Genomic DNA, 3,545 nt, shown 5'->3' on the forward strand with positions numbered 1-3,545 from the left:
GTAACGCATTCCACCGCCTTCAAAACGGCGCGATTGAAAATTCACGGTACCACTGAACATGTCACCACTTGCACCACGTATCGCCCACCCCGTTTTGGTACCTAGATCAAAACAAAGAATCGTGTTAATCACAGCGCCACTCCATACAAAATGTGTTTTATAGAAGTGTTTTTTTCCGAAAATGAAGGAAAGAAGGGTGTAAGAAGTATGCAAATAGATAAAGATGTTATAGCTATAATTATTAGTATCTTTTCCCTAATACTATCGTTGTTTTTAAGATACGTAGATCTCAAAAAAGCAGAAAAGACTCGAAGAGAAGATTTATGCAATGTAGAAAAACAGTTTAACCATCTAGAAGAGCAAAATAAATCATTGCAAAAGCAAGCCACATCATCAGAAAAACATGTCAATTTTTTACTAAAAACAAAAGAAGAACTGGACTTAGGACCACCGCTACAGTTCAATGTACATAGTCCTACTCCAGACAAACATGATCCTAATAAATTTAGTGTCATATTATACATTAAAAATCCTACAGAAAGAATGATTAAAATAAATCACATATGGATAGAGAAAAAATGCCAATTCGAATTTGATAAAATAGTTTATAGCAACGGTACATTTATTAGCGGAAATGGCCAAATAACTATCAACCCCACATCTCCGAAACATATAGACCTAATAAAACTCGAAACAGAACAAACCTTACAAAATGGTCTTAATTCCTTTAATAATATAATCGGTGGACAAGAAATTAAATTAGAATTTTTCATTTGTTCCTCAAAATTGAATAAATCAGATACTCCGCTTTTTATTATGGAACATACTTCCTCAAGTAATCCTCAAAAAACAATTAAAGCTTCTTTTTGGACCTATTTCTTATCCCCTCATTCTTCCTAAGTTTATCCTCTAGATCCCATATTATTCTTTTTTGTTTAATTATCTCATCCCTAAGCTCTCCTGCCTGTTTAAAATAGTGATAAACCTCATAAAGCAAATATAGATTGGTAGTTATAGAAAGAACTGTTGCTACTAAACTCATCTCTATCTCCTCACTTACCCTTCTTCTTACTCTTCTTATTCTTATGAGCCGGCGCTTTTACTGCTTCATCACGCGACTTAAGCTTTTGTGTTAGTCTTTGAATTTCCGCATCACGTGATTGCACATCTGCTTCGAGTGTCATTACAACTTCACTTACATTTCTGAACGCCTTTTCATGCTCTTCAGTCTTTTGTTTCAGTTGTTTAATTTCCTCGTCACGTTCTTTAATCTCTTGCTTCAGTTTTTTAATTTCTGCTTCAGACTTTCCTATATCCGCATCACATTCATAAGTTATATTTCTATTCCCTAATATAAAATCAGTATTTACCTTTTTTACTCTTGCCCTAAGATATTGAATCTCCTCTGAAAGAGCCTTAACCTGCGCGCGATAATGCAATGCAATACGAAACATCACTCCGCTTAAGAGCAAAACTGAAACCACTGCTATCCATAAAATTTCATTCGAACTCATCTTTATCTCCTTTAATTTTTATGAGGGCGGTCATCATGACCAATCTGTTGTGCTTCGCATTCCATTAAAAAAAGAATGCAACAAGCCGCATGTGCCAAGTGTGATAAATCACTCTCAGCATCCTTATGCTCTCCACCAAACCATGCTAATAAATGACGTAAAGCAGCACCGTGAAACCTGCTCCAGTGCATGCCATTACGCCAATTGTTTGCTCCGTACTTCTTTGCCCCAAACTCTAAAACTTTGCCGATTTCAATCAGTGCCAACGGCGGTATAAGCTCTATACGAGGCTTACCATCATCATTCTTATGCGCTTCGTTTGTGCTATATGAAACGTGTTTACGCATGTAAACTTCGTCGTTATCGCGAAAATCTTCATAGTCACAAACATCGGCATTGCCGTAAATCTTGGCATTCTCTCTAATCTTGGCATGCCCGTGAACTAACGCATTGTCATAAACTTTAGATTGATTGAAAACTTCGGCATTACCAAAAACCTTGGCTTGACCGTAGACACGTGCTTTGTTGTAAACCTTAGCATCCCCATAAATGCGAGAATTGCCGTAAACTTCTGCTTTGCCTTTTACTGAAGCATTCTCATAAATTTGCGCCTTACCATAAACACGGGTATCACTACCATAAACCTCCGCATTACCGTAAATCTTTGCATAATCATAAACATACACACAATTAGAAACATCTGCACAACCGTATACTTGTGCATGCCCAAAAACACGTGCCATGCCACCAACACGGGCATCTCCAAAAACACGAGCATTGCCAAAAACATACCCATTATTAAAAGATCTATCCGAACCAGCTACCCAACAATCACCCTCATGTGATAGGTTACCTTCATGTTCTATAAAACCACCAAGATCACCTTTCTTGACTCTTCCAAAGTCTCTCAGTGCCCGTATGCGACGAAGCATTACAATACTATGTGAATTATTCTTATCAGGATAAAGCGTTACTCCTTGGCGTGTGAACTCATATTTCTTTTCTACAGCCATCTTTGTCTCCTTAATGCTGTAAAGTTTCTCCGGTGTGATCAACACCGCAGCTCTTGCTAATTTTCGACAATGGGGGGTGTTGCTCTTGATCGCATAAAGATTTTAAAAGATAAGCCACTGCCCCTCTTGAAGGAACACCATATTTTTCCCAACGCCATACTGTTGATTTGTTAACGCCTAATAACGCTGCCATTTCGTCCAGCGTAAGATTAAGGCGTTTGCGTATTTTTTTTGCTTCTATCTTATTCATAAAATTAAGTGTGCAATGTGCACAGAAAAAAGTCAAGTCGAAAAGCACATATAATATGTGCATTATGAATGGAAAGGAGTTGTCAGAATGCAAGAACAAAAACCCGACCAAGCTATACGCTTAACAGAAGCAAGAATTGCCAAAGGATTTAAATCTGCCCGAGCCGCAGCTCAATATTACGGCTGGCCATATTACACTTATATACAACATGAACAAGGAGTTCGCGGCATCAATAAAGCCGCAAGTCGATACGCAAAAGCTTTTAACGTAAGTACAGGTTGGTTATTGACTGGTGAAGGACAGGGGATAAAAACAAAATCTACAACTGCTCTTTCAGACCGCGAACTTCAAGAAGAAGTTTTTAACGCTCTAAAAAATATATCTCCTGAAAAAAAGCAGTGGCTTCTTCGCATTTTAGATACTCTAAAAGACGAAGAATAATAATTAACCTTCTTTTTTTATCTATACTAAGCTTATTCACTGCCTCCATTATAAGGTTATCAATATCATCCATTTTATATATCCCAAAATAATATAATACTCACCAAATATGTTCATGTTGCACATTTTATTGTTGACATATGTGCAATATGCGCATACATATGTTCCATATCTTAGAAAATAACTTTTGCCAATAGGCAGTATGGAGGCATTTGTGAATAAACCAGTGTTTATAAATTCTGATGAAATTCTCTTAGTGATGTGCGAAAATGAAGAGCAAAATCTCGCTAAATCTGGTCCTTTCTTAGAAGAAAGTGACATGATCAA

Annotated in this window: 5 protein-coding genes; 2 read left to right on the forward strand and 3 right to left on the reverse strand. The window is 37.0% G+C overall.

All coding sequences use genetic code 11. The features are described from left to right. Nucleotides 1-207 precede the first annotated feature (207 nt). Nucleotides 208-900 (forward strand): hypothetical protein, encoded by a 693-nt coding sequence (locus PVV63_RS10035; protein ID WP_273791729.1) that lies wholly within the window; start codon nt 208-210, stop codon nt 898-900. 152 nt (nt 901-1,052) lie between these two features. Here the strand turns inward: PVV63_RS10035 and PVV63_RS10040 are convergent, their stop codons facing one another. From PVV63_RS10040 to PVV63_RS10050, 3 genes are all read right to left on the reverse strand, one after another. Continuing rightward, a complete protein-coding gene (locus tag PVV63_RS10040; RefSeq protein WP_273791730.1) occupies nt 1,053-1,514 on the reverse strand; it encodes a hypothetical protein in 462 nt (153 codons plus the stop codon). Between the two features lie 11 nt (nt 1,515-1,525). Continuing rightward, entirely contained in the window at nt 1,526-1,861 is a 336-nt protein-coding gene (locus tag PVV63_RS10045; protein ID WP_273791733.1) for a dATP/dGTP diphosphohydrolase domain-containing protein, read from the reverse strand. 676 nt (nt 1,862-2,537) lie between these two features. Continuing rightward, nucleotides 2,538-2,777 (reverse strand): DNA-binding transcriptional regulator, encoded by a 240-nt coding sequence (locus PVV63_RS10050; RefSeq protein ID WP_273791731.1) that lies wholly within the window; start codon nt 2,775-2,777, stop codon nt 2,538-2,540. Between the two features lie 87 nt (nt 2,778-2,864). Here PVV63_RS10050 and PVV63_RS10055 point away from each other — a divergent pair, with 87 nt between their 5' ends. Continuing rightward, nucleotides 2,865-3,218 (forward strand): XRE family transcriptional regulator, encoded by a 354-nt coding sequence (locus tag PVV63_RS10055; RefSeq protein WP_273791732.1) that lies wholly within the window; start codon nt 2,865-2,867, stop codon nt 3,216-3,218. Nucleotides 3,219-3,545 lie beyond the last annotated feature (327 nt).

It is taken from the genome of Bartonella sp. CM31XJBT, assembly GCF_028618555.1.
Taxonomy (GTDB): Bacteria; Pseudomonadota; Alphaproteobacteria; order Rhizobiales; family Rhizobiaceae; genus Bartonella.